The organism is Chromatiaceae bacterium (genome assembly GCA_024235395.1).
Classification (GTDB): domain Bacteria; phylum Pseudomonadota; class Gammaproteobacteria; order Chromatiales; family Chromatiaceae; genus Thiosocius.
Genome location: JACKMK010000002.1, coordinates 660,156 through 681,126 on the forward strand (window position 1 = coordinate 660,156; position 20,971 = coordinate 681,126).

Below are 20,971 nucleotides of genomic sequence, written 5' to 3' on the forward strand. Positions count from 1 at the left end.
CGGTTCTATCCGTCGGTTGGTTGTTTCTGGTAGCAGGCGTTTATCATTTTGGCTTGGCGCTTTTTCCGTCTGGGGGAGAAAATGAAGCGGGGTTGCAAGCGATATGGGAGTTTGCGTTCAGTTTTGGGGCTACATCAATCGCAACACTGATTGGTGCCAAAGCGGAGTTTCTGGGGAACACTAAAGTTCGGCGCCTTTTCCTGCTCACCTTAGTCGGGGCCAGCGTTTTTTTCCTTGGCTATTCGGTCATTGGCGGGGTTCTTCCGTTCCTATGGGCAAGCCTCTAAGTATCGAGTTTATTTCTGTGTTCAGAGAGGAAAGCGAACATAACAAGTCGGTCAAGCCGTTCGCCTGCGGCTCACTCGGACGTTCAGCACTCCGCGCCTGCTCGGGCATGGCTTCGCCATTGTTGCCCGATCATCCGCTCCATACTAAACGCCGCTTACCTGGGCGTTAGGCGTTAAAAAGGATGGATTGGGCCTCAGTCGCAATGATGCTTGGTGTGGGCATTCCGGCGGGCGTCCTATTGTCAGTGGTCCTGCCGGAAGGCGATCGAAAGGATCGTTTTGAAAAATGGTGCATCTGGTTTGGTGCGGTATCTTTGCTGTTTGCGGTAGTGATTAAGTTGTTGGAAATAGATGTCGTCCCGGTTAAAGGCGTTGTCGTGGCCTTGTTCGTCGGGTTGCCGGCATTTTCGGCCGGGCTGGTTTTGTTGGTGGCGCGAACAGTGCGGCGAGAAGGCAATGGCATCTGAGAGTGGCACGCCTAACAAGGCGGTCAAGCCGTTCGCCTGCAGCTCACTCGGACGCTCAGCACTCCGCGCTTGCTCGGGCATGGCTTGGCCATTGTTGCCCGAGCAATCGCTCCATGCTGAACGCCGCTTACCTGGGCGTTATGTTCTGTAAGCATCGGCGTAACCATGGGTAAGAAACTACTCTTGGCGCTAGCAATGGTGGTTCTATCCGTCGGTTGGTTGTTTCTGATAGCAGGCGTTTACCATCTTGGCTCCGGATTTTTTTTATCCGAAGCAGATAATGAAGCGGGGTTGCAAGCGATTTGGGAGTTCGCGTTCAGTTTTGGGGTCACTTCAATCGCAACACTGATTGGTGCCAAGGCTGATTTCCTGGGGAATGCCAAAGTACGGCGGCTTTTCCTAGTAACCTTAATCAGCGCGAGCGTTCTTTTCCTTGGCTATGCGGTGATTGGCTCAGTTCTTCCTTTGCTATGGGCAATTTTCTAAGGATGGGGGTTATTTCAGTGTGCAGGGAGGAAATTGAACATAACAATTCGTTCAAGCCGTTCGCTGCGCTCACTCGGACGCCCAGTACTCCGCGCCTTATTGCGCATGGCTTCGCCATTTTTGCGCAAACGGCGCTCCGTACTGGGCGCCGCTTAACTCGGCGTTAGCTTTAAAAGTATGGCAAACGACATCAACAAGTTTCTGGAGGCTTCACTCGAAGGCGCAGAGGCGTTGGCCGATTCCCTCATTGAAAATGAGGTGGTTAAAAATATTCCTGTCGTCGGGACAGCTATAAAGATTGTTTCGGGCACGCTGGATTTGAGAGAAAAGCTCTTTGTCTCAAAAGTGCAGCGGTTCGTTCAAGAGATCGAATGCCTATCGAAAGAGGAAAAGTGGAAGTTTCGGCGAAGTGTTCTGTCTGATGAAGAATCGATGAGGCGTGCTGGAGAAGCCGCCCTGCTTGTCTTAGATAAGCTATCTGAAATGAAGAAGGCGGAGTTGCTAGGCTTCTATTTTGCGTGTTTCCTTGCAGGGCGATTGGATCAAATTCAGTTCAGGAGAGTAGCGGCGGCGATCGATACGGCATTCTTAGATGATCTCGAAGAGTTCCTTGTGCTGGGCGCTGATGAGCAGAGCTCGCAAAAACATTATATGGAGTCGCTAGTTAGCTCGGGGCTAACGATCATCACGGCGGGTCGAACGTACGCGGATTCAGGGGAGCTTTTTTACGAGGCATCGTCAATGGGGCGGCAAGTGGTCGAGTTGTGGAAAGAATTTGGCGAAAGCTAACAATGCGGTCAAGCCGCTCGCTGCGCTCGCTCGGACGTTCAGTACTCCGCGTCTACTCGGGCATGGCTTCGCCATTTTTGCCCGATCAGTCGCTCCATACTGAACGCCGCTTACCTCGGCGTTAGGCGTAAGAAAGATGGATCTTGATTTAACCGATGACGAAATTCTGATTCTGTGGGAGTTTTTCCATCGATATTCCTCAGAAGAGATTCTGGGCATCCAAGACCAGGCGGAGCAAAGAGCGCTTTGGAACATGGAATGTGTCCTAGAGAGAATCGTAGGTAACTGCTACACCGGGCGGTATGAAGATGCCCTGAAAGCAGCAATGTCTCGGCTCCGAGATGATCGCGGTACAAACTCAGCAGCCGAGCAAGAAAAGGGGCGTATCGCTTTATGGCTAGAGCCGGAGCAAATTGAACTTGTTCTTAGTCAATGGCGTAACCTTCCGGAAAACACGCCACCCGAGGCACTTGAGCGTTGGGGGGAGTTGGCTTTTCGTTGCAATACTGCGCTTCACAAGGCCGGGGGTAAGTCGTGAATCACGAAGCGCCTAACAAGGCGGTCAAGCCGTTCGCCTGCAGCTCACTCGGACGTCCAGCACGCCGCATTTGCTCGGGCATGGCTTCGCCATTTTTGCCCGAGCAACTGCTCCATGCTGAACGCCGCTTACCTGGGCGTTATGCGTAAAAAATGATCGAGACCGAGCATCAAGCTGTACTCAACGAAGTGTTGAGGAAGATTGGAAGAAATGTGCTCAACTTCCAAAGAATGGAAGCGATGCTGAAAATCCTTGTGTCGCGATCCAAGCTTGGGGGGAAAGCCAGCGAACTGCGATCCAATCACGAAAAGGCGATTGATGCTGTGTCGCGACAAACGATGGGAAACCTCGTCAAGAGCTTCGTGGGCTCTGTTTATTCGGCCCCAGCCGAAGCCATGGAAGAATCGAATGATGAAGTAGATGAATTCTGGGTTGGGTTCTCATCTCGTATCGAAGCAGATCAAGCATTTGTCGAACAACGGCAAGCGGAACTCGGGGCGTTGGTGGAGGAAAGGAACAAGCTCATTCACCAGTTGCTTGGTGAGTTTGATCATACCTCGATCGAAAGTTGCCGAAAGCTTAGTATGCTTCTCGATGAGCAGGCCGAAAAGGTTCGTCCCGAACACGAAAAATTAAGGTCTCTAATTTTGGACCTCCACGAGGGCAGGAAGAAGGCATTTGAAGCTATGGAAGAGCAAATGAAAACGGGCAATGCGAAGAGTCATGAGTAGGTGCGCGCATAACAAGGCGGTCAAGCCGTTCGCCTGTGGCTCACTCGGACGCTCAGCACTCCGCGCCTTCTCGGGCATGGCTTCGCCATTTTTGCCCGATCAGGCGCTCCATGCGGAGCGCCGCTTACCTGGGCGTTAGGCAGGGGAAGTTTTTGATGCTTTTAAGGGCAAAGGAGAAGCTGCAGCGAACGGTGTTCGATCTGAACGCCAGCTATCCATCGGCACGGCTGTCGGGCCGCAGTGTTCGAAAAGCGGTTCACCGGCAAACGAAAAGCTCGATGGGGAAACGGTTACCAACGCGCAAGCAAGCAGAGTCATCTGCATTGCTTCCCGCGGGCACACCCTTCAGTCCGCTAATAGTTGGTTGTTTTAGAAAAATGGGCAGGTCCGGCTGTGCTGGTTGGCGTGCGGTGCAGCCGGAAGGCTCACTGGTCTGTCGTGCCAGCCAAAAGCCTAACAAGGCGGTCAAGCCGTTCGCCTGCGGCTCACTCGGACGCTCAGCACTCCGCACCGGCTTGCGCGTGGCTTCGCCATCTTCGCGCAATCCAGTGCTCCGAGCTGAGCGCCGCTTACCTGGGCGTTAGGGCTGAATAGCAGAATGGAGCTTGATACAACGCTTGTGCGAATGACTGCTGGGGTGCCTATCTCGCCCACCGTTTCGCTGTCATTTTCAGATGCTGGAGGAGCGAAACGTTTGTCTGTTCGAAAACCGGGTGTTTTCTCGCTATTCGCTACTTCATTGGCAAGCGATGAGTCGTGCCATGCAGGGCGCCCCTAACCTTGACGGAATCTTCAACAACAATCGAAGTGGTGCTCTGGGCGATTTTGGCAGTGTTATTTGTAGTGCAGTTGTTCGCGCCATACTTAGCTGCAAAGATAAAGCGCAGATATGAAGCCCTTGGCTACACAATGGCATCGAAAACTAATTCGGCCATGTTGAACATCTCCAGCTTTTGGCGAGAGGCTTCTGAAAAGAACAGAGTGCTTGGCGATGAAGTAGTTGCGAAATATCTAAGCATTTACAGGGCGTGGTGGGGTGCGGTCATTGTCACTTTCATACTGTTGCTTGTTAACTAATGAATAAATGCCCTAACAATGCGGTCAAGCCGTTCGCCTGCGGCTCACTCGGACGTTCAGCACTCCGCGCCTGCTCGGGCATGGCTTCGCCATTTTTGCCCGAGCATTCGCTCCATGCTGAACGCCGCTTACCTTGGCGTTAAGTTTCGAAAACCATGAACCGAGCGCTGATGCAAAAAGGAGTTGGAGTTGCGCTGATCGCAAGTGGCATTCTCCTCCTGATATTGAAGCTTTCCAATGTTCCGGAAGCTCGGGAAAGTTGGGAAGCTTGGGCATCGCCGCAATCTGGCATGCCTTGGTTTGTTGGAATATTGGCCGTGGAAGCCGTCCTTCTGGCTTCTCGAATTGCGCTTGGCTATTTCGTCTACCTTGGCAAAGCGATACGACCGTGGGCATTCTTCCTAATGGCTTTCCTAACTGCGGCAAACGGCCTTTCGGGTTTAGCACTGGCCGTTGCTGCATTAGCTCTGCAATATTGGCCAGCGAGGGCGCATGAAGCCGAAACTTAACAAGTCGGTCAAGCCTTTCGCCTGCGGCTCACTCGGACATTCAGCACTCCGCACTTGCTCGGGCATGGCTTCGCCATTGTTCCCCGAGCAAGTGCTACATGCTGAATGCCGCTTACCTGGGCGTTAGGCGTGAAAAGAAATGGACCCGGAGAAGAAAAAGGAACTTGATCGAGAACTTCGCAAGCGTCGCTTGAAAATCGGAATAGAGGTCGCCGGGGCACTGATTCCTGCGATTGTCTTCCTTCTCTGGTATTTCCCGTTCGAAACGGTTGGCACTAGGGAAGGAACTGCAGTGAGTGTCACATCGCAACAATCCGATGAAGGAACGTTCTTGCTGATGGTGGTTGCACTCGATGATGGGCAGGAGATCACAGCCAGAATGGGAAAGCGCATGAGTTACAAACCCGGTGCCAACGTTGTGCTTCGCGAGAAACGTAATCTTTTTGGGTTCACCAGCTACTCGTTCATCAGGTACAAAGATGGATAGTGGGGCGAAGCGCCTAACAAGGCGGTCAAGCCATTCGTCGCTTTGCTCCTCATTCGGACGCTCAGCACTCCGCGCCTGCTCGGGCATGGCTTCGCCATTGTTGCCCGAGCAATCGCTCCATGCTGAGCGCCGCTTACCTTGGCGTTAGGCGTAAGAATGGAATTGGTACTTCGAATCATGCTGGGGATGGCGATTCTCGCAGGTTTCGTCTTGCTGTTTCTATCGATGCACGTGCTGCATGCCTTCGAGGTTGAAACGAAACAAAGGCCTCCTTCCATTCAGTTTTGGCCGTTCAATGCTGAGATCAAAGCCCGTTATCCGGGTTTAGCGAAAACGGGAAGAGTACTGCAGATCTTCGTGCTTTCGATATCGGTTCTATATGGGCTAGGGCTCTTGGTGAGCGAATGAGGTGGCTGCTTGTATTTACGCTTGTTGCAAACTTCGCTTTGGTCGCGGTGTGGTTTTTCCACGTCAGCTCGCTCTCGCCGTACCTGAAGCCAGCCATAAATCGAAGTTGGTTCTTGTTTTCGCCAATTTGGTTGTTTAAACCAGATTGGTTTCTTCCTGGTGCTGGTCAGCGGCTGAATTCGGCGAGAATCGCTATCGCAATCGCTTGGGTGTGTTTTACGGTTCCAGCAGTCTATTTGGTTAAGGTAGGCCAATGAGAAACCCAGGGTCTTGCAAACTGCGCCGTTCGCCTAACAATTCGGTCAAGCCGTTCGCCTGCGGCTCACTCGGACGTTCAGCGCTCCGCGCCTGCTCGGGCATGGCTTCGCCATTGTTGCCCGAGCAAGTGCTCCGAGCTGAGCGCCGCTTACCTGGGCGTTATGTGTCGTAAGGAAAACCATGATTGATGAACGATTGGTCGAGCGTTTCGACTGCCTCTTAAAAGAAGGGGAGCAGATTCTTAGGCAGTACGGTTGGCCAAGCGATGATAATTATCGCCATCCAGAGCAAGTTGATTACGTTCGTTTTCGCACTGAATCATTGAACTTGATACGGCGCGCGTGCGGTGAGAGCAGTGATCACTACAGAGAATTGAGAAAGATCGCTGATGGCGAACGAACCGGATTGAATAGTTACTACTATCGAGATTGCTTCGCTATCCTTCAAGCCGCAGCGGGTGATTACAGAGCGGGGATGCTCTTCGATATAAGAAGCCTCGTCGCTGCTGAACTGTTTGTGGATTTCCTTGAGCAAGCACAGCATCTGCTCGAAAACGGTTTTCACGTGCCGGCCGCATCTTTGGGTGGGGCTGTTTTAGAAGATGGTTTGCGCAAGCTTTGCGCACAACATTCGATAGAGGTGCCAGAGAGAACGAAAATTGATCGGCTTAATGCAGATCTAGCTCGTGCTTCTGTGTATTCCAAGCTCGTCCAGAAGAACATCACAGCTTACGCTGATGTGCGAAACAATGCGGATCATGGGCATTTTGAAGAGTTCACGAAGGAAGATGTTGCATCCATGATCGCTTGGGTTCAACGATTCCTTGCGGAACACTTGGCATGAAAACACATAACAAGGCGTTCAAGCCGCTCGCCATGCTCGCTCGGACGCCCAGCACTCCGCGCCTTTTTGCGAATGCCTTCGGCATTGTTTCGCAAACGGCGCTGCGCACTGGGCGCCGCTTAACTTGGCGTTAGATGGTGTCCGTCGAAGGTTACTGCTGCTGATCGAAAACGAGGGTTCGGGCAGTTGAGGTTCGTTAGGTTTCGTGGCCCCGAGGATGGGCGCCATGGCAGATTAGGGAAGGCCGTATTCTTTGTTCGTCGGCCATAATCGGCGGAAGGTGCTCGCAGTGATGCGGCGAGCCAGCGGTACCGAGGAAGGGTGTGGCAGTGGAGTCGTCGAGTTCGAAGGCAGATTCATCTAGCTTCGTAGCGTGCCAATCCAATTGTCGTAGTATCGGCCTTATCGGCATCGGAAGAATGCCGACAGGGAAGAGGAAGAAACAGGCAGTGAAGCAGATCGGGCAATCTTTTGCTTGGGAGTTTCCGCACTCCGTTGGCCATCTAACAAGGCGGTCAAGCCGTTCGCTGCGCTCACTCGGACGTTCAGCATTCCGCGCTTGCTCGGGAATGGCTTCGCCATTCTTTCCCGAGCAACCGCTCCATGCTGAACGCCGCTTACCTTGGCGTTAGGTGCAGAAACGGATGGGCAAAACATTCACGGATCGTCGGCTCCTGAGGAAGATCTACGATCGCTACTATGATGATTTCGTGGCATTCGATCGAAGTGATCCGAAACGTGCTGCAAAGGTATATGTGCCTATCGATTGCGCCGCAATCGCGAAAGAATTTGGCACCGATCCAGATATCGTGTTTGGCCGCTTGTACTATCACCTGGATAAAAAGTACGGTTACAAAAAAGAGGATGGAGCGAAGGTTTCGCTGTTTTCCATGGAAACGGGGTCAGATCGGCATACAGTGCATTTTCCATTGCTAGCAGCGGTTTTGGCCGAGCACGAGCAGTCGTATTACCGTTTTCTCGTTCCACTCTGGGCGTCGCTGGCAGCGCTTGCGTTCTCGGTTTATGGCTTGCTGGCAAATGGCACCTAACAAGTCGGTCAAGCCGCTCGCAAGCTCGCTCGGACATTCAGCACTCCGCACTTGCTCGGGCATGGCTCCGCCATTTTTGCCCGGGCAAGCGCTCCATGCTGAATGCCGCTTACCTGGGCGTTAGCCACAAGAAAATGGATCCGTACCTTGCAGAGCTCAAGAAGAAGGTTGCGAACCCAGACGGGTATCTGCATTTTTATGATGGCGGTTATCTGCGTGGTTTAGCCTGGGAGGCCGAGAGCGCTTTCGAAAACGGTGGCGTATCAGGCTGCATCGCTGCAACCGTCATATACCAGCAGGTAATTGAGGAACTGCTGTTCAACCTGCTTCGCTTATCCGAGTTCATCGTCCAGATCGCCATATACCCCAATCAGATTGCGATCATGCCCAATGGATCAGAACTCACATTTGGTAAATTGGTAGAAGAATTCAATAGCATATGCATGGAGTTCAAAGAAAAAGGTGCATTGGTTGGTGCTTGCCGCAAATTCAACAAAGTTCGAAGGTTCGTAGCGCATCAGCTGGCGTCTGAGGCCGATGAAAACGCGGTTGTTGCCCGAACCAGCGAAGTCAGTGAGCTGTACCAAGAAGTTTTTGAGCTTTGGTATTGCGGAGCAAAGTTCATGCATCGAGAGTTGCGCAAACAGATCGAGGCATCAAAAGAGCAGATCGCGAATGGCTAACAAGGTGGTCAAGTCGTTCGCTGCGCTCACTCGGACGCTCAGCACTCCGCGGTTGCTCGGGCATGGCTTCGCCATTGTTGCCCGATCAACCGCTCCGAGCTGAGCGCCGCTTACCACGGCGTTATGTGTAAAAAATGGCTCTGAGCGAATTCGAAACAAAAAAGATCGAAAAGGAGGTTCGCGCGTTTGTCGAGAAGCACCGCCCGCCACCGCACATTCGGCCAGAACTTGATCTCGGATTTCGAGTAAAAGGGCAAAGCGTAGAAATCTTCGAGGTTCGCCCGCGCTGGCGCCATCCCGAAGAGAAAATTGAGCACCCTGTGGCAAAAGCAACTTACGTAAAAACGCAGCGAATCTGGAAAGTCTATTGGCAGCGGGCCGATCTTAAGTGGCATGGGTACGAGCCAAATCCAGAGGTAGAAACGCTGGAAAAGTTTTTGGCCGTCGTGGATCGTGATGAATATGCGTGCTTTTTTGGCTGAGTGCGTAGAAGCACATGACAATGCGGTCAAGCCGTTCGCCTGCGGCTCACTCGGACGTTCAGCACTCCGCGATTGCTCGGGCATGGCTTCGCCATTGTTGCCCGAGCAATCGCTCCATGCTGAACGCCGCTTACCTGGGCGTTAGGCAGGGGAAGTTTTTGATGCTTTTAAGGGCAACGGAGAAGCTGCAGCGAACGGTGTTCGATCTGAACGCCAGCTATCCATCGGCACGGCTGTCGGGCCGCAGTGTTCGAAAAGCGGTTCACCGGCAAACGAAAAGCTCGATGGGGAAACGGTTACCAACGCGCAAGCAAGCAGAGTCATCTGCATTGCTTCCCGCGGGCACACCCTTCAGTCCGCCAATAGGTGGTTGTTTTAGAAAAATGGGCAGGTCCGGCTGTGCTGGTTGGCGTGCGGTGCAGCCGGAAGGCTCAGTGGTCTGTCGTGCCAGCCAAAAGCCTAACAAGGCGGTCAAGCCGTTCGCCTGCGGCTCACTCGGACGCTCAGCACTCCGCACCGGCTTGCGCGTGGCTTCGCCATCTTCGCGCAATCCAGTGCTCCGAGCTGAGCGCCGCTTACCTGGGCGTTAGGCGTAAATAGGTAATGGACAGTCGAGATGAGTGAATACGAAAAATTTTCAGTAGCTCTGCAGTTGCTCTTGCTTATAGCCGCAGTTATTGCTGCGATGGTGTATTTTCGCCAGCTACATGCAATGCAGAGGCAACTGAAGGTCAGCTTGGAATCCTCCTCGAGGCTCACGCACCTTGAACTATTGAAGCTCGCGATTGAGCACCCTGACCTCATCAAGGTCTGGCAACAGGAGGCGGGTGACGGCCAAGAGGGCCCGGCAAAGCAGCATCTTTTCGTCAATCTCCATTTATCGCACCTTCAAACGCTTCACGAAATGGGGAGTCTAAGCGATACGCAGTTGAAAGCGATTCTCAAGGGCTTTGCGAAAAACACCTACTATCAAGCCTTCTGGCGTAAGGCCAAAGAAAATCGCCTAGCATTGGCACAGCAATCGGGCAGGAGAGCGCTGCGATTCCACGGCCTATGCGAATCAGCGTTCTCAGGTTATGAGCCCGCGCGAAGCAATGGCAACGCCTAACAAGGCGGTCAAGCCGTTCGCCTGCGGCTCACTCGGACGCTCAGCACTCCGCGCCTGCTCGCGCATGGCTTCGCCATTTTTGCGCGATCAGACGCTCCGAGCTGAGCGCCGCTTACCTGGGCGTTAGCCTCAAATATGAAAGTGCGCCCGAAATACTTCCGGCTTGATGAAAGGTCAAATGCCCTCGATTACCTCCGGAAAGTACGCTTGCATCTTGCCGAAGTGGAGAATGACCAGTGGGCTTGGAAGTGGGTGTTTATTGCACTTCATGGTGCTTTGTACGGCTTCGCCATTACCGTTGCTAAGGGCACCGACGATTCATCCGTGGTGAAACAAAACGGCCGGCTCGTATCTTTCTGGTCAGCCTTAAAGCACTGTCAGAACATTGGGGCGTTGGAGCAACTCACCGAATCGCAGAAAAAGTCTCTGGAGCGTCTTGCGGAGACACTGCGTAACGAGTTTATGCATTTCCAACCGAAGGGGTGGAGCATTGAAGTTCACGGGTTTCCGAAGATCGTGATCGAAGTACTGGGTATGATTCGGGCGTTATCGGAACACCCGAACGTATTCATACACCTGTCAGGTAGGCAAATAGAAGAAGTCCGTTCGGTCTGCTTTCAGGGTACAAAAGCTATGAGGCGGAACCCGTTGTTCCTTGAAGTGAACGCACATGAATAGGCTAACAAGGCGGTCAAGCCATTCGTCGCTTCGCTCCTCATTCGGACGCTCAGCACTCCGCGCCTGCTCGGGCATGGCTTCGCCATTGTTGCCCGACCAAGCGCTCCGAGCTGAGCGCCGCTTACCTTGGCGTTAGCGCTGAAAAGGGGGGTATGTGAAGTTTTTGTCGGTAATACTTGTTCTGATCGCAGCCCAATCTCAAGCTGATACTCACCCGGCTACATCGGTAAACGAATACCTAGAGTCCATACCACTAGTATGGCAGGACATTCAGGAATCAGTGGATCGGATCGCAAAGCGAAACAACTTGACGAGCCAAGATGTTTTTTCGTTGATAGCTGAATCGCACATTAATTCCCGCCGGTTGTTCGAATGCAAAGGCGGAACTGCGATAATTGGCAATAATGTTTACGCGAACTTAATAAGCGAAAAAAACCAATTATCTTTCAGGGATGGTGACGAAATAAATGATTGGATCGGAAGAAATAGAAACATTTCGGAGCTAGTGATACTCGCTGGCAATAAAGTCGTCGGTGAGCCGATAGTGGGAATAGGCAGAAATGATTTACAGTTTGTACTATTTGAACCTGATAGAGTGGCAAGCTTCCATTGGGGTACGCTGAACGGCATTGTTTTTCGGAGAGACTGCAGATAGCGCGCTAACAATGCGGTCAAGCCATTCGTCGCTTTGCTCCTCATTCGGACGCACAGCACTCCACGCCAGCTCGGGCATGGCTTCGCCATTATTGCCCGAGCAAGCGCTCCATGCTGCGCGCCGCTTACCTGGGCGTTAGGCAGGGGAAGTTTTTGATGCTTTTAAGGGCAAAGGAGAAGCTGCAGCGAACCGTGTTCGATTCGAACGCCAGCTATCCATCGGCGCCGTGGTCGGGCCGCATTGTTCAAAAAAGGGTTCACCGGCAAACGAGAAGCTCGATGGCGAAACCGTTACCAACGCGCGAGCAAGCAAAGTCATCTGCATTACTTCCCGCTGGCACACCCTTCAGTCTGCTAACGGGTGGTTGTTTCAAAAAACTGGCCAAGTCTGGCAGTGCTGATCGGTGCCTGGCGCGGCCGGAAGGCGCAGTGGTCTGCCGCGCAAGCCAAAAGCCTAACAAGGCGGTCAAGCCGTTCGCCTACGGCTCACTCGGACGTTCAGCACTCCGCGCCTGCTCGGGCATGGCTGCGCCATTGTTGCCCGAGCATTCGCTCCATGCTGAACGCCGCTTACCTGGGCGTTATAACGCTTAAGCCATGCAGATCGAGCAGTGCCCATTATGCGGCGAAGAGCTGGAAGTCAAGGACGTCACACCGTGCATTGAATGCGGTGCGCTAGAAGACCGTGTGCAGATTTTGAAGCAGGATATCGCGGAAGGTTTCGCGCACGATTCCTTCACGTACAGTGAGTATCGCGTTTTCGAGGGTATCGAAGCTGCATTCTGCGATTTCTGTGCGCTCGATTTCGGGTCTTACGATCCCACGTACTTTGGATTGCCGAAGGGCGCAAAAATCGGCTACGAAAAAATGCAGTTTTTGAAAAGCATCGAAAAGCCGAGTGTCGGGAAAGATAAGTACTGTCCAAGCTGCAATAGGCGCTTGGCGTTCATTCGCTTCTTGCTACGAGCACGAGATGAAAACGCGTTATAACAAGTCGGTCAAGCCGTTCGCTGCGCTCACTCGGACGCCTGGTGCTCCGCGGCTTTTTGCGCATGGCTTCACCATGATTGCGCAAACGCCGCTCCACACCAGCCGCCGCTTACCTGGGCGTTAGCGCAAGAAAGTAACCGATGACCAACGAAACGCTTTTCTTCACCCAGATTGCATCCATTGTCGCGTTTGTCGGGAGTGCGTTTGTTCTCTATCGCCTATTGGTTCAGAACAAAGATGCAACTATTCACCTCTTGGAAAAGCAACTACAGGCTTACCACACGCAGGGGAGTGATCCTCTTTCGGAAAATCTTGCAAAACGAATTGCTATGTTATCTGCCGAGCTGGAAAGGCTGAATAAAGATCAATTAGTTAACGCTGAAATTATCCGAGAAAAAGAAAAAGATCTTACTTCGGCGAAAGAAATGTTCGAGCGAATTCAGCAGTCTGTCATGTTCGCATCTTCTATGTCAGTGAGCTATTTTTGTCCTGTGTGCGAAGATGAAACCATTGAGTACTCAGAAGCAAAAGCGACATTCGGCAACGGTGGTGAACAAGAATTCTTTGTTCGTTATGGTTGCGGGTATGCGGAGAGAAATGGCGTTGAGGTTTCTCCTTGCGGCATCGCAAAGCGCTAACAAGGCGGTCAAGCCGTTCGCTGCGCTCACTCGGACGTTCAGCACTCCGCGCCTGCTCGGGCATGGCTTCGCCATTGTTACCCGAGCATTCGCTCCATGCTGAACGCCGCTTACCTTGGCGTTAGGCAGGTGAAGTTTTTGATGCTTTTAAGGGCAAGGGAGAAGCTGCAGCGAACGGTGTTCGATTCGACCGCGGGCTATCCGTCGACTCCGCTGTTGGGCCGCAATGCAAAAAGAATGGTCCGCAGGCAATCGAAAAGTTCGATGGCGAAACGGTTGCCAACGCGCAAGCAAGCGAAGTCATCTGGATTGCTTCCCGCTGGCACACCCTTCAGTCCGCTAATGGGCGGTCGTTTCAGAATAACGGGCACGTCCGGCTGTGCTGGTTGGCGAGTGGTGCGGCCGGAAGGCGCTGTGGTCTGTCGCGCAAGCCAAAAGCCTAACAAGGCGGTCAAGCCGTTCGCCTGCGGCTCACTCGGACGCTCAGCACTCCGCGCCTGCTCGCGCATGGCTTCGCCATTGTTGCGCGAGCAGTCGCTCCGAGCTGAGCGCCGCTTACCTGGGCGTTAGGTTTCTCATGGAAGATTTGCGCAACTTTCTATCCGGCCAATTCATTGAAGTCGAAATCGATTTCTCGAATCGCAAATGGCACACTCAAGCCCGAGTGCCTGCCGAGAATGGTTGGTATTACGTCAAAACAAATGCGCCACTTGAAGTGCTGGCTAGGCAGGCACTTTGGGCGCGTCAGTACAAAAAGAAGCGTACTGGCAACATCGCTGATGTAAAAAACTACGATTTGCAGTCGAGGTGCGCACGCTACGATTCACGAATGGCAGAGTATTGGAATACGAGTCTCGTCTATTCGGGCTTCGCATCGAACCTGCAGTCGCGAGCTCGCGAACACACATTCGCAGATCCTGGTACAGGTGGCCTTGCACTTTCGAACTACCCGGAACTACATGAGTATGATTGGCGCTTCTTCTATAAAACTCTGAGTCAATTCTTGCCAGATTGCGCGAATCCTGGCGTCCTGCTTTTGCTTGGGGAGCAAGTCTGGCGGTCGAAGCACGGTTGGCCAATATTGTGCGCGGAATGAAACCTAACAATTCGGTCAAGCCGTTCGCCTGTGGCTCACTCGGACGTTCAGCACTCCGCGTCTACTCGGGCATGGCTTCGCCATTTTTGCCCGAGCATCCGCTCCATGCTGAACGCCGCTTACCTTGGCGTTAGGCGCTGGAAATGCTCGAATCGCGAAGCCATTCTGCCAACGAGTTTTCTCCGATCTCACCTGCAGCGAGTTGCTGGTACACGATCACTGCTTCTGCTTCGGGTGCGTTTAAAGTGAGTCCGTTCAGCTCAAGGAAAACGGCCGCAATGGTAAGTGCAATGCGTTTGTTCCCGTCCACGAATGGGTGGTTTCGGGCAAGCCCGTAACTGTATGCGGCTGCTAGTTCGAAAATGCTTGCTTCGCTCTCATAGGCCGCTTTTTGCTGCGGCCGAGCCAAAGCTGAATCTAAAAGTGCTTGGTCCCGAATGCCTGGTAGCCCACCGTGCTCCGCAACGAGCATTTGATGTACGGCCAATACCAGTTCCGGCAACACCCATACGGGCTCTTTCATTTAGCAAGCTCATGGAGCGCATTTCGGTACTTTTTCATCACCTTCTCGGCCGCATCCATTTGGCTTTCGAAATCCTGCTGGTAAGGGGTAAGCGTCAAGCCATCTGGGGTATCCACCAGAAACAGCACGTCACCTTTTTCAGCGCGCAATTTCGCAAGTGCTTCTTTTGGCAGCACAATCCCCATCGAATTACCAATGGCGGTCACTTTTACCTTCAGCATGGCGGCGGCCTCACGGAGCGTTATAACGCATGTTATTACAAAGAATAGTCGCGCCTAACAAGGTGGTCAAGCCGTTCGCCTGCGGCTCACTCGGACATTCAGCACTCCGCGCCTGCTCGGGCATGGCTTCGCCATTTTTGTCCGAGCATTCGCTACATGCTGAGCGCCGCTTACCTGGGCGTTAGGCGTAAGAAGATTGTGAAGATGAAATCGAAACTCGGCTTAATCGGGCCAATCTTTGCGCTCTTTTCATCAAGCGCAGCGCTGGCGGTTGACGATGAGCGAGCGCTAGTAAAGATGCCAACAATGATGCAGGAACACATGCTCGCGAATATGCGTGATCATCTTGCATCTTTGAATCAAATCCTGGCAAAGCTGGCCGCCGGAGAACTCGACGAAGCGGCAGAAATTGCCGAGTCACGCTTGGGTATGAGTTCGCTCGAAAGCCATGGAGCAAGTCACATGGCGAAAGTGATGCCGGAAGAAATGCAACGGGTTGGTACGAGCATGCATAGGGCGGCGAGCAATTTCGCCCTGAAAGCGCAAGAAGGGGAGGTCCTCGCAGCATACGGTGCTCTGTCCGAAGTTACGGCAGCGTGTGTCGCCTGCCATTCGGCATTTCGGGTTCGATGAAGGCCGGCACGCCTAACAATTCGGTCAAGCCGTTCGCCTGCGGCTCACTCGGACATTCAGCACTCCGCACTCGCTCGGGCATGGCTTCGCCATTTTTGCCCGAGCAAGCGCTCCATGCTGAATGCCGCTTACCTGGGCGTTAGCATCTTTACAGGTGGTCTTATGAATACTTCGAGAGAGAATCCAATACCGCAGCCAGAGCCGCAGCGTCGGGATCAGCAGCCAAATGACCGGCCAAGGCCCACCCCGCGGCAGTAGCAAGCGGTGTCAACGTTGCAGCCAAGCGGCTGCCGTTGAGCCATCTGCTACGTGTCTCGTTAATTGCGAGTGCCTGGTCAATTCGGGCTTGTAGGTTTTCAAGCTCCCATTGGCGCACCTCCGCAATTTCATATTCGGGCTTGTTGAGGTTCTTGGGTACGTTATGGCTAGCCGGGTATGCGATTAGGCCAAGGCATTTCCAGTTCAGAACGGCTGCGATTAGAAACAGGTACAAGGATGTCGCGATTGCAGCGCCGAGCAGGCGAATGTTCTCAACGTTCTCGTTTGCGGAGAATGCGAGCGCTGTTCCGGCGCCTGCTAGTAATAGCGCCATTAAAGTGTTCGCTTCCCTTTGAATCATGGAGGCAACGTCAATTCGTTCCTGCATGTTGGCGAAACCGGCTTTCTCTGCATAATCAATCAGGTCGCTCATGGCTAACTCCCAGGAAAAGAATATGCTAACAAATCGGTCAAGCCGTTCGCTGCGCTCACTCGGACGTCTGGTGCTCCGCGGCTTTTTGCGCATGGCTACGCCATGATTGCGCAAACGCCGCTCCACACCAGCCGCCGCTTACCTAGGCGTTAGCGCCCAAAAATCGGGATATGGCGAAATAGCCATACTCTCTGCTATCCTTATCTCATGAACGAATCGAACTTCGAATGGGATTCAGCGAAGAATCGTGAAAACGTGCGAAAACATGGGGTTACGTTTTGCGAAGCCCAGGCTGCCTTCCTCGATTCAAAACGTGTAATTGCCGAAGATCTGAAGCACAGCCAAAAGGAAAAGCGGTATTACTGTTTTGGCTTAAACGAGGAAGGCACAGGAATTCTCACCGTTCGGTTCACGTATCGATCTGGCCGCATCCGAATTATCGGTGCTGGTTACTGGCGAGAGGGTAAGAAGGTTTATGAGCAAGCGAATTCGGTATAGCGATGAGCCCATTGGCGAAATCAAACTGGTGCCCGATTTTCTTCCATCTCCTGAAGAACTGGCGCTAAAGAATGAGCAAACGAAAGTTACCATTTCTCTGAGTTCGGAGAGCATCGCCTTTTTCAAAGAAGCTGCGAAGAAGCATCACATGCAGTATCAGAAAATGATCAGGCAACTGCTCGATGAATATGTCTCGCAGCAGAAGCAGCGCTAACAAGTCGGTCAAGCCGTTCGCCTACGGCTCACTCGGACATTCAGCACTCCGCACGTGCTCGGGCATGGCTTCGCCATTATTCCCCGAGCAAGCGCTCCGTGCTGAATGCCGCTTACCTGGGCGTTAGGCAGGGGAAGTTTTTGATGCTTTTAAGGGCAACGGAGAAGCTGCAGCGAACGGTGTTCGATCTGAACGCCAGCTATCCATCGGCACGGCTGTCGGGCCGCAGTGTTCGAAAAGCGGTTCACCGGCAAACGAAAAGCTCGATGGTGAAACGGTTACCAACGCGCAAGCAAGCAGAGTCATCTGCATTGCTTCCCGCGGGCACACCCTTCAGTCCGCTAATAGGTGGTTGTTTTGGAAAAATGGGCAGGTCCGGCTGTGCTGGTTGGCGTGCGGTGCAGCCGGAAGGCGCAGTGGTCTGTCTCGCAAGCCAAAAGCCTAACAAGGCGGTCAAGCCGTTCGCCTGCGGCTCACTCGGACGTCCAGCACTCCGCGCCTGCTCGGGCATGGCTTCGCCATTGTTGCCCGATCAGGCGCTCCATACTGAACGCCGCTTACCTGGGCGTTAGGCGTAAGAAGATTGTGAAGATGAAATCGAAACTCGGCTTAATCGGGCCAATCTTTGCGCTCTTTTCATCAAGCGCAGCGCTGGCGGTTGACGATGAGCGAGCGCTAGTAAAGATGCCAACAATGATGCAGGAACACATGCTCGCGAATATGCGTGATCATCTTGCATCTTTGAATCAAATCCTGGCAAAGCTGGCCGCCGGAGAACTCGACGAAGCGGCAGAAATTGCCGAGTCACGCTTGGGTATGAGTTCGCTCGAAAGCCATGGAGCAAGTCACATGGCGAAAGTGATGCCGGAAGAAATGCAACGGGTTGGTACGAGCATGCATAGGGCGGCGAGCAATTTCGCCCTGAAAGCGCAAGAAGGGGAGGTCCTCGCAGCATACGGTGCTCTGTCCGAAGTTACGGCAGCGTGTGTCGCCTGCCATTCGGCATTTCGGGTTCGATGAAGGCCGGCACGCCTAACAATTCGGTCAAGCCGTTCGCCTGCGGCTCACTCGGACATTCAGCACTCCGCACTCGCTCGGGCATGGCTTCGCCATTTTTGCCCGAGCAAGCGCTCCATGCTGAATGCCGCTTACCTGGGCGTTAGGCGCAAATATGGAAACCGCACTGGGCAAGTTTCTGCTGGTAAGCGACGTCATTGGTTATCTATTTCTCGCTGTCGCTGCGTTCTACGCATTGGCATTCCTAGTCGATACTGAGAATCCTTTACGGCATGAGTATGGAATCGCCACGGGAATGGCGACCGTTTATGGTCTTTTGCCAGCGCTATTCAGCGCCATCGCTGCGGCTGTGCTAAGAAAAAAGCTGGGCCAAAAAATGCTCTTCGTTTCGGCGGGTTTGCTTCCGCTGTTCGGTCTGGTGCAATTGATCTATGTATTCGATTAAACAGCGTCGCAAAGGTGCTGGCTATGGAGCCAAGGAGGCTATCTCTTGGCAGATCAAGCCTGTCCGGGGTACGGCACGCCTAACAAGGCGGTCAAGCCATTCGTCGCTTCGCTCCTCATTCGGACGTTCAGCACTCCGCGCCTGCTCGGGCATGGCTTCGCCATTGTTGCCCGATCATTCGCTCCATGCTGAACGCCGCTTACCTGGGCGTTAGGTCAAAGAAAGAGAATGCACAATGGATAGCACCGAGCTAGCACGATTCACAGATTTTCTTGATGTCTTATCGGAGATTAAGAAGGGCGATATAGTTCTGTTTCGAGGACAAAGTGCAAACCACCCGTTGCTGCCGAAGATCGCCAGAGCTGATCCAACTAGAGACACAACCCAACTTGAGAAAGTCATGCTCACGGAGCTTCGTAGGCGTGGCACCCTGCACATTGACACGCGGTTAAATGATCAATGGGATATGCTTGTTTTGGCGCAACACTACGGAATGGCGACACGACTTCTGGATTGGACGTCGAACCCATTGGTGGCGCTTTGGTTCGCTTGTGTAGGATCGAAACCACGGGCTAGCTCTTATGTTTACGTTTTCTTGGCTGAGCAAGAGTTTTTATTGGATAGAGAAAAAACTCCAGACCCATTCAGGCCTATGAAAACACGTGTATTTAAACCCAATCTCAATAACCCGAGAATTGTGGCGCAAAGCGGTTGGTTTACAGCACATAGATACTCAACCAAAGTGAAAAGGTTCGTCGCGTTAGAGAAGAATACCGAGCTCAAGCGGTCTTTGATCGAGATAAAGGTTCCGCCACGATTGAGGGAAGATATTCTTGTGCATTTAGATACACTGGGCATCAGCTACCAGTCTATGTTTCCGGACATAGAGGGGGTATGTCGCCATCTGAATTGGCTGCACGAAGCTTGACCTAACAAAGTGTTCAAGCCGCTCGCTAAGCTCGCTCGGACGCCCAGTACTCCGCGCCTTTTTGCGCATGGCTTCGCCATTGTTGCGCAAACGGCGCTCCGTACTGGGCGCCGCTTAACTGGGCGTTAGGCAGAGGAAGTTTTTGATGCTTATAAGGGCGGGCGAGAAGCTGCAACGAACGGTGTTCGATTCGAACGGCAGCTATCCATCTGCACCGCTGTCGGGCCGTAGCGTTCGAGAAACGGTTCAGTGGCAAACGAAAAGCTCGATGGCGAAACGGCTACCAACGCGCAAGCAAGCAGAGTCATCTGCATTGCTTCCCGCTGGCACACACTTCAGTCCGCTGATGGGTGGTTGTTTCAGAAAAATGGGCACGTCCGGCTTTGCTGGTTGGCGTGCGGTGCGGCCGGAAGGCGCAGGGGTCTGTCGCGCAAACCAAAAGCCTAACAAGGCGGTCAAGCCGTTCGCCTGCGGCTCACTCGGACGTCCAGCACTCCGCGCCTGCTCGGGCATGGCTTCGCCATTGTTGCCCGATCAGGCGCTCCATACTGAACGCCGCTTACCTGGGCGTTAGGCCTAAGAAATGGAAGAACGAACTCCCGCTGCTATCGCCGAAGAGTGGATTGAAAAGTGGTCGGCTGAGGAGCCGCCGGCCATCGGCCCTGGCGTTTCGGAATCAACGCTGGACTGGGAGATACCGAGAGAAAATCCAACACTGTGCCTTGAAGCAATTGAGGAAGTGTTGGCGCGTATAGATGCAAAACCGGGAAATCGCTACTTTCAGGTTCTTGCTGCAGGGCCATTAGAAGATGTTTTGAATGAGCATGGCAAAGTGGTCGTCGATCAAGTCGCGGAAATGGCCCGGCAAAACCCTGAATTTCGGTTGCTACTAAATGGCGTGTGGCCTAGCGAAATTGATCCCTCAGTTCTTGAAAAGTTGCAGAAGTTTCGCGGTGAGCCGTGGTAAGGCCTAACAAGGCGGTCAAGCCGCTCGCAAGCTCGCTCGGACGTTCAGCACTCCGCGCTTGCTCGGGCATGGCTTCGCCATTGTTGCCCGAGCAATCGCTCCATGCTGAACGCCGCTTACCTGGGCGTTAGGCAGAGGAAGTTTTTGATGCTTATAAGGGCGAGCGAGAAGCTGCAGCGAACGGTGTTCGATTCGACCACTGACTATCCATCGGCACCGCTGTCGGGCCGTAGCGTTCGAGAAACTGTTCAGTGGCAAACGAAAAGCTCGATGGCCAAACGGTTTCCAACGCGCGAGCCAGGCGGGTCGCCAAAGTCCGCGCCCGCTGGCACACCCTTCAGGCCGCTAATGGGTGGTTGTTTTACGAAAAATGGGTAGGTTTGGCTGTGCACTTAGCGATTCGGTGCGGCCTGAAGGCTCAGTGGTCTGTCGTGCCAGCCAAAAGCCTAACAAGGCGGTCAAGCCGTTCGCCTGCGGCTCACTCGGACGCTCAGCACTCCGCACTTGCACGGGCATGGCTTCGCCATTGTTGCCCGAGCAAGCGCTCCGAGCTGAGCGCCGCTTACCTGGGCGTTA

Annotated in this window: 28 protein-coding genes; 25 read left to right on the forward strand and 3 right to left on the reverse strand. The window is 53.3% G+C overall.

The features are described 5' to 3' along the window. Positions 1–490: 490 nt before the first annotated feature. The 18 genes from H6955_11035 to H6955_11120 all read left to right on the forward strand — a co-directional run bounded on the left by H6955_11035 (position 491) and on the right by H6955_11120 (position 14,258). A complete protein-coding gene (locus H6955_11035) occupies positions 491–754 on the forward strand; it encodes a hypothetical protein (GenBank protein ID MCP5314088.1) in 264 nt (87 codons plus the stop codon). A 165-nt stretch (positions 755–919) separates the two neighbouring features. Next, positions 920–1,240 (forward strand): hypothetical protein, encoded by a 321-nt coding sequence (locus H6955_11040; protein ID MCP5314089.1) that lies wholly within the window; start codon positions 920–922, stop codon positions 1,238–1,240. A 177-nt stretch (positions 1,241–1,417) separates the two neighbouring features. Continuing rightward, a complete protein-coding gene (locus H6955_11045; GenBank protein MCP5314090.1) occupies positions 1,418–2,029 on the forward strand; it encodes a hypothetical protein in 612 nt (203 codons plus the stop codon). A gap of 136 nt (positions 2,030–2,165) precedes the next feature. Next, positions 2,166–2,567 carry a hypothetical protein gene (locus H6955_11050; protein MCP5314091.1) on the forward strand — a complete coding sequence of 134 codons (402 nt, stop codon included), beginning with the start codon at positions 2,166–2,168 and terminating at the stop codon, positions 2,565–2,567. 152 nt (positions 2,568–2,719) lie between these two features. After that, positions 2,720–3,298: a hypothetical protein gene (locus H6955_11055; GenBank protein MCP5314092.1), complete on the forward strand. Its 579-nt coding sequence runs from the start codon at positions 2,720–2,722 to the stop codon at positions 3,296–3,298. Positions 3,299–4,530: 1,232 nt separating this feature from the next. Next, entirely contained in the window at positions 4,531–4,884 is a 354-nt protein-coding gene (locus tag H6955_11060; protein ID MCP5314093.1) for a hypothetical protein, read from the forward strand. A 139-nt stretch (positions 4,885–5,023) separates the two neighbouring features. Next, the gene (locus H6955_11065) at positions 5,024–5,371 is read left to right on the forward strand and encodes a hypothetical protein (protein ID MCP5314094.1); all 348 of its coding nucleotides are present in this window, start codon (positions 5,024–5,026) and stop codon (positions 5,369–5,371) included. Between the two features lie 156 nt (positions 5,372–5,527). Next, entirely contained in the window at positions 5,528–5,779 is a 252-nt protein-coding gene (locus tag H6955_11070) for a hypothetical protein (protein MCP5314095.1), read from the forward strand. A gap of 438 nt (positions 5,780–6,217) precedes the next feature. Then, positions 6,218–6,880 carry a HEPN domain-containing protein gene (locus tag H6955_11075; GenBank protein ID MCP5314096.1) on the forward strand — a complete coding sequence of 221 codons (663 nt, stop codon included), beginning with the start codon at positions 6,218–6,220 and terminating at the stop codon, positions 6,878–6,880. A gap of 644 nt (positions 6,881–7,524) precedes the next feature. Beyond that, the gene (locus H6955_11080; GenBank protein ID MCP5314097.1) at positions 7,525–7,929 is read left to right on the forward strand and encodes a hypothetical protein; all 405 of its coding nucleotides are present in this window, start codon (positions 7,525–7,527) and stop codon (positions 7,927–7,929) included. Between the two features lie 95 nt (positions 7,930–8,024). Beyond that, positions 8,025–8,612: a hypothetical protein gene (locus tag H6955_11085; protein ID MCP5314098.1), complete on the forward strand. Its 588-nt coding sequence runs from the start codon at positions 8,025–8,027 to the stop codon at positions 8,610–8,612. 134 nt (positions 8,613–8,746) lie between these two features. Beyond that, positions 8,747–9,094: a DUF3024 domain-containing protein gene (locus tag H6955_11090; protein MCP5314099.1), complete on the forward strand. Its 348-nt coding sequence runs from the start codon at positions 8,747–8,749 to the stop codon at positions 9,092–9,094. Between the two features lie 616 nt (positions 9,095–9,710). Then, the gene (locus H6955_11095) at positions 9,711–10,202 is read left to right on the forward strand and encodes a hypothetical protein (GenBank protein ID MCP5314100.1); all 492 of its coding nucleotides are present in this window, start codon (positions 9,711–9,713) and stop codon (positions 10,200–10,202) included. 207 nt (positions 10,203–10,409) lie between these two features. Next, positions 10,410–10,880, forward strand: coding sequence for a hypothetical protein (locus H6955_11100; protein MCP5314101.1), 471 nt, complete (start codon positions 10,410–10,412; stop codon positions 10,878–10,880). A 765-nt stretch (positions 10,881–11,645) separates the two neighbouring features. Continuing rightward, positions 11,646–12,128 carry a hypothetical protein gene (locus H6955_11105; GenBank protein MCP5314102.1) on the forward strand — a complete coding sequence of 161 codons (483 nt, stop codon included), beginning with the start codon at positions 11,646–11,648 and terminating at the stop codon, positions 12,126–12,128. Positions 12,129–12,131: 3 nt separating this feature from the next. Further along, on the forward strand, positions 12,132–12,524 hold the full coding sequence (locus tag H6955_11110) for a hypothetical protein (protein ID MCP5314103.1): 393 nt from the start codon (positions 12,132–12,134) through the stop codon (positions 12,522–12,524). 140 nt (positions 12,525–12,664) lie between these two features. Further along, positions 12,665–13,162 carry a hypothetical protein gene (locus tag H6955_11115; protein ID MCP5314104.1) on the forward strand — a complete coding sequence of 166 codons (498 nt, stop codon included), beginning with the start codon at positions 12,665–12,667 and terminating at the stop codon, positions 13,160–13,162. Positions 13,163–13,739: 577 nt separating this feature from the next. Continuing rightward, positions 13,740–14,258 (forward strand): hypothetical protein, encoded by a 519-nt coding sequence (locus H6955_11120; GenBank protein ID MCP5314105.1) that lies wholly within the window; start codon positions 13,740–13,742, stop codon positions 14,256–14,258. A gap of 130 nt (positions 14,259–14,388) precedes the next feature. On the opposite strand, the gene H6955_11125 is transcribed toward H6955_11120, so the two are convergent. Both H6955_11125 and H6955_11130 read right to left on the reverse strand, forming a co-directional pair. After that, positions 14,389–14,781 carry a type II toxin-antitoxin system death-on-curing family toxin gene (locus H6955_11125; GenBank protein MCP5314106.1) on the reverse strand — a complete coding sequence of 131 codons (393 nt, stop codon included), beginning with the start codon at positions 14,779–14,781 and terminating at the stop codon, positions 14,389–14,391. Further along, positions 14,778–15,002, reverse strand: coding sequence for an AbrB/MazE/SpoVT family DNA-binding domain-containing protein (locus H6955_11130; protein ID MCP5314107.1), 225 nt, complete (start codon positions 15,000–15,002; stop codon positions 14,778–14,780). The genes H6955_11125 and H6955_11130 overlap by 4 nt, the downstream gene beginning before the upstream one ends. 204 nt (positions 15,003–15,206) lie before the next feature. On the opposite strand from H6955_11130, the gene H6955_11135 reads away from it, so the two are divergent. Beyond that, on the forward strand, positions 15,207–15,635 hold the full coding sequence (locus H6955_11135; GenBank protein MCP5314108.1) for a cytochrome c: 429 nt from the start codon (positions 15,207–15,209) through the stop codon (positions 15,633–15,635). 160 nt (positions 15,636–15,795) lie between these two features. On the opposite strand, the gene H6955_11140 is transcribed toward H6955_11135, so the two are convergent. Continuing rightward, the gene (locus H6955_11140) at positions 15,796–16,326 is read right to left on the reverse strand and encodes a hypothetical protein (protein ID MCP5314109.1); all 531 of its coding nucleotides are present in this window, start codon (positions 16,324–16,326) and stop codon (positions 15,796–15,798) included. 207 nt (positions 16,327–16,533) lie between these two features. On the opposite strand from H6955_11140, the gene H6955_11145 reads away from it, so the two are divergent. From H6955_11145 to H6955_11170, 6 genes are all read left to right on the forward strand, one after another. Further along, positions 16,534–16,824 carry a BrnT family toxin gene (locus H6955_11145; GenBank protein ID MCP5314110.1) on the forward strand — a complete coding sequence of 97 codons (291 nt, stop codon included), beginning with the start codon at positions 16,534–16,536 and terminating at the stop codon, positions 16,822–16,824. Then, positions 16,802–17,038 (forward strand): BrnA antitoxin family protein, encoded by a 237-nt coding sequence (locus tag H6955_11150; protein ID MCP5314111.1) that lies wholly within the window; start codon positions 16,802–16,804, stop codon positions 17,036–17,038. Before H6955_11145 ends, H6955_11150 begins: the two co-directional genes overlap by 23 nt. Before the next feature lie 591 nt (positions 17,039–17,629). Next, complete coding sequence (locus tag H6955_11155; protein ID MCP5314112.1) at positions 17,630–18,058, forward strand: cytochrome c; 429 nt, start codon at positions 17,630–17,632, stop codon at positions 18,056–18,058. A gap of 151 nt (positions 18,059–18,209) precedes the next feature. After that, positions 18,210–18,500 carry a hypothetical protein gene (locus tag H6955_11160; GenBank protein MCP5314113.1) on the forward strand — a complete coding sequence of 97 codons (291 nt, stop codon included), beginning with the start codon at positions 18,210–18,212 and terminating at the stop codon, positions 18,498–18,500. A gap of 235 nt (positions 18,501–18,735) precedes the next feature. Continuing rightward, positions 18,736–19,428: an FRG domain-containing protein gene (locus tag H6955_11165; protein ID MCP5314114.1), complete on the forward strand. Its 693-nt coding sequence runs from the start codon at positions 18,736–18,738 to the stop codon at positions 19,426–19,428. A gap of 583 nt (positions 19,429–20,011) precedes the next feature. Then, positions 20,012–20,395, forward strand: a complete 384-nt coding sequence (locus H6955_11170) for a hypothetical protein (GenBank protein ID MCP5314115.1) — start codon at positions 20,012–20,014, stop codon at positions 20,393–20,395. Positions 20,396–20,971: the final 576 nt, after the last annotated feature.

Bases quoted from the DNA above. Each gene is read 5' to 3' on its own strand.
- H6955_11035 (MCP5314088.1), top strand. From the start codon at position 491: ATGATGCTTGGTGTGGGCATTCCGGCGGGCGTCCTATTGTCAGTGGTC.
- H6955_11040 (MCP5314089.1), top strand. From the start codon at position 920: ATGGGTAAGAAACTACTCTTGGCGCTAGCAATGGTGGTTCTATCCGTC.
- H6955_11045 (MCP5314090.1), top strand. From the start codon at position 1,418: ATGGCAAACGACATCAACAAGTTTCTGGAGGCTTCACTCGAAGGCGCA.
- H6955_11050 (MCP5314091.1), top strand. From the start codon at position 2,166: ATGGATCTTGATTTAACCGATGACGAAATTCTGATTCTGTGGGAGTTT.
- H6955_11055 (MCP5314092.1), top strand. From the start codon at position 2,720: ATGATCGAGACCGAGCATCAAGCTGTACTCAACGAAGTGTTGAGGAAG.
- H6955_11060 (MCP5314093.1), top strand. From the start codon at position 4,531: ATGAACCGAGCGCTGATGCAAAAAGGAGTTGGAGTTGCGCTGATCGCA.
- H6955_11065 (MCP5314094.1), top strand. From the start codon at position 5,024: ATGGACCCGGAGAAGAAAAAGGAACTTGATCGAGAACTTCGCAAGCGT.
- H6955_11070 (MCP5314095.1), top strand. From the start codon at position 5,528: ATGGAATTGGTACTTCGAATCATGCTGGGGATGGCGATTCTCGCAGGT.
- H6955_11075 (MCP5314096.1), top strand. From the start codon at position 6,218: ATGATTGATGAACGATTGGTCGAGCGTTTCGACTGCCTCTTAAAAGAA.
- H6955_11080 (MCP5314097.1), top strand. From the start codon at position 7,525: ATGGGCAAAACATTCACGGATCGTCGGCTCCTGAGGAAGATCTACGAT.
- H6955_11085 (MCP5314098.1), top strand. From the start codon at position 8,025: ATGCTGAATGCCGCTTACCTGGGCGTTAGCCACAAGAAAATGGATCCG.
- H6955_11090 (MCP5314099.1), top strand. From the start codon at position 8,747: ATGGCTCTGAGCGAATTCGAAACAAAAAAGATCGAAAAGGAGGTTCGC.
- H6955_11095 (MCP5314100.1), top strand. From the start codon at position 9,711: ATGAGTGAATACGAAAAATTTTCAGTAGCTCTGCAGTTGCTCTTGCTT.
- H6955_11105 (MCP5314102.1), top strand. From the start codon at position 11,646: ATGCTGCGCGCCGCTTACCTGGGCGTTAGGCAGGGGAAGTTTTTGATG.
- H6955_11110 (MCP5314103.1), top strand. From the start codon at position 12,132: ATGCAGATCGAGCAGTGCCCATTATGCGGCGAAGAGCTGGAAGTCAAG.
- H6955_11115 (MCP5314104.1), top strand. From the start codon at position 12,665: ATGACCAACGAAACGCTTTTCTTCACCCAGATTGCATCCATTGTCGCG.
- H6955_11120 (MCP5314105.1), top strand. From the start codon at position 13,740: ATGGAAGATTTGCGCAACTTTCTATCCGGCCAATTCATTGAAGTCGAA.
- H6955_11125 (MCP5314106.1), bottom strand. From the start codon at position 14,781: ATGAAAGAGCCCGTATGGGTGTTGCCGGAACTGGTATTGGCCGTACAT.
- H6955_11130 (MCP5314107.1), bottom strand. From the start codon at position 15,002: ATGCTGAAGGTAAAAGTGACCGCCATTGGTAATTCGATGGGGATTGTG.
- H6955_11135 (MCP5314108.1), top strand. From the start codon at position 15,207: ATGAAATCGAAACTCGGCTTAATCGGGCCAATCTTTGCGCTCTTTTCA.
- H6955_11140 (MCP5314109.1), bottom strand. From the start codon at position 16,326: ATGAGCGACCTGATTGATTATGCAGAGAAAGCCGGTTTCGCCAACATG.
- H6955_11145 (MCP5314110.1), top strand. From the start codon at position 16,534: ATGAACGAATCGAACTTCGAATGGGATTCAGCGAAGAATCGTGAAAAC.
- H6955_11150 (MCP5314111.1), top strand. From the start codon at position 16,802: ATGAGCAAGCGAATTCGGTATAGCGATGAGCCCATTGGCGAAATCAAA.
- H6955_11155 (MCP5314112.1), top strand. From the start codon at position 17,630: ATGAAATCGAAACTCGGCTTAATCGGGCCAATCTTTGCGCTCTTTTCA.
- H6955_11160 (MCP5314113.1), top strand. From the start codon at position 18,210: ATGGAAACCGCACTGGGCAAGTTTCTGCTGGTAAGCGACGTCATTGGT.
- H6955_11165 (MCP5314114.1), top strand. From the start codon at position 18,736: ATGGATAGCACCGAGCTAGCACGATTCACAGATTTTCTTGATGTCTTA.
- H6955_11170 (MCP5314115.1), top strand. From the start codon at position 20,012: ATGGAAGAACGAACTCCCGCTGCTATCGCCGAAGAGTGGATTGAAAAG.